At 70.3% G+C, this 1644-nt stretch carries 2 protein-coding genes and 1 pseudogene; all 3 read right to left on the bottom strand.

All coding sequences use genetic code 11. The annotated features are described in order from the left end of the window. Positions 1 to 233: pseudogene (locus Q4F91_RS13515) on the bottom strand (uracil-DNA glycosylase); the annotation flags it as partial. After that, a complete protein-coding gene (gene rimI, locus Q4F91_RS13510) occupies positions 230 to 742 on the bottom strand; it encodes a ribosomal protein S18-alanine N-acetyltransferase (RefSeq protein WP_303338253.1) in 513 nt (170 codons plus the stop codon). The gene rimI and the pseudogene Q4F91_RS13515, both read right to left, overlap by 4 nt. Continuing rightward, positions 742 to 1491, bottom strand: a complete 750-nt coding sequence (gene tsaB / locus Q4F91_RS13505) for a tRNA (adenosine(37)-N6)-threonylcarbamoyltransferase complex dimerization subunit type 1 TsaB (RefSeq protein ID WP_303338252.1) — start codon at positions 1489 to 1491, stop codon at positions 742 to 744. Before tsaB ends, rimI begins: the two co-directional genes overlap by 1 nt. Positions 1492 to 1644: the final 153 nt, after the last annotated feature.

Genomic DNA, 1644 nt, shown 5'->3' with positions numbered 1-1644 from the left:
GGCGCCGCAACGGGGCGCCTGGCCGCGGGCGCGGTGCGCTCGGGCTGACGCGGAGCAGCCGCGGGAGCGCCGGGCCGCGCCGCGCGCGGCGCGGGAGCGGCTGCGGGAGCGGGCTTCGGCACATGGGGCACGCTGGGCGCGAGCGGGTCGGGCGACTCTCGCAGGAGCCACACGGGCCCGAGGCCCATCGCCTCGATCATCTCGCAGTGTTCGCGGTCAAAGGTGAAGCTCATCGAGTCGCCTCCGCAGCACCGGGTTCAGCCGTGAGGTCAAGCGCCATCAGGAGCGCGTCCTCGCGGGGGGCGCCGGGAACGGCCGCCGGGTAGTAGCCGCGGCGCAGACCCGTCTTTTCGAACCCGAAGGATTTGTAGAGTCCGATCGCCGGGACGTTCCCCGCGCGGACCTCAAGGAAGAAGCGCGTGAAGCTTCTTTTCCGCAGATCGTCCACGAGCGCGGCGAGGAGCCTGCGGCCGAGACCGCGGCGCTGCGCGGATTTCCTCACGCCGATGATGAGGAGCTCCGCCTCGTCGAGCACGCCCATCACGACCGCCCAGGCGACGATGCCGTCCGGGGCCTCGAGCACGAGGCACGTGTGGCCGGAACCGAGCGAATCGCGGAAGTTCCCCTCGCTCCACGGGCTCGCCTCGACCTCGCCCTCGAGACGGGCGAGCGTCGCGAGATCCGCCTCGCACATGGGGCGGAGCCGGATTTCATCGGCGGCGGAGAGGAGGGTTTCCGTCATCAGAGACGCTCCCCGGCGGCGCGCTCGGCCATCGTGAGCGCGACGCGGTTGCGGACATAGACAGGGGCGGCGAGCTCCGGCGTGACGGTCTCGCCCGCCTGAAGCTGCGCCCAGGCGATGCGGCCGATCGCAGCGGGCTGCGAACGGGCCGCGGCCACATTGTTGATGTCGGCGCTGATCGCCATCTCGTCGCCGTAGACGAGCGCGGCGCTGCCGACAAGCGTGCGGGCGCCTTCGCGCGCGACGTACTCCGCGGCCGCGGCGGGAGCGACAAGCTCGGGACCGGCCAGATGTTCAAGACGCGTGTACGGGGCGCCTTCAACAGAAGCAGGCACCCGCCAGAGGCCGCCGTAGCACTCGTGCATGCGGGCGTCGTTCAGAACGGCGATCACCTCGCCTTCCCTGAGACCCTGTTCCGCGCGGACCCACTCGGCCTGCGACTCGAGGTTCGAGACCGGGGCAACCGGGAGCTCGAGCGCCCAGGCGAGACCCTGCGCGACGCCGCAGGCGACGCGCAGCCCCGTGAAGGAGCCCGGACCCGCGCCGAAGGCGATGAGACCGAGATCGGTCTTCGCGACGCCCGCCTCCGCGAGGAGGTCGCGGATCATCGTGAGGATCAGTTCGCTGTGGCGGCTGCCGACCCGCTCAACGCGCTCGGCGATGAGCTCGGGGCCGCGCAGCAGCGCGGCGGCGCAGTCCTCCTGCGCCGTGTCAATCGCGAGAATCAGGGGAAGAGAAGCGTCGGTCATCTGGTCTGATGCGCGGCCGGGGAGCCGCGGGGAAGGTGAATGAAGAAAGTCTGCTGATTATAGAAGTACACCTCACGGCGCACGCCGAGCCTTTCCATCCCGGGTGGAGTCCTTCATACTCAGTTCAGGGCGCACGAAACTTCATGAACTCTG

It is taken from the genome of Sutterella sp., from assembly GCF_030539355.1.
In the GTDB taxonomy this organism is placed as follows: domain Bacteria; phylum Pseudomonadota; class Gammaproteobacteria; order Burkholderiales; family Burkholderiaceae_F; genus Sutterella.
The sequence above is the reverse complement of the archived record's forward strand: the minus strand, read 5'-3'. Positions and strand labels throughout refer to the sequence as shown.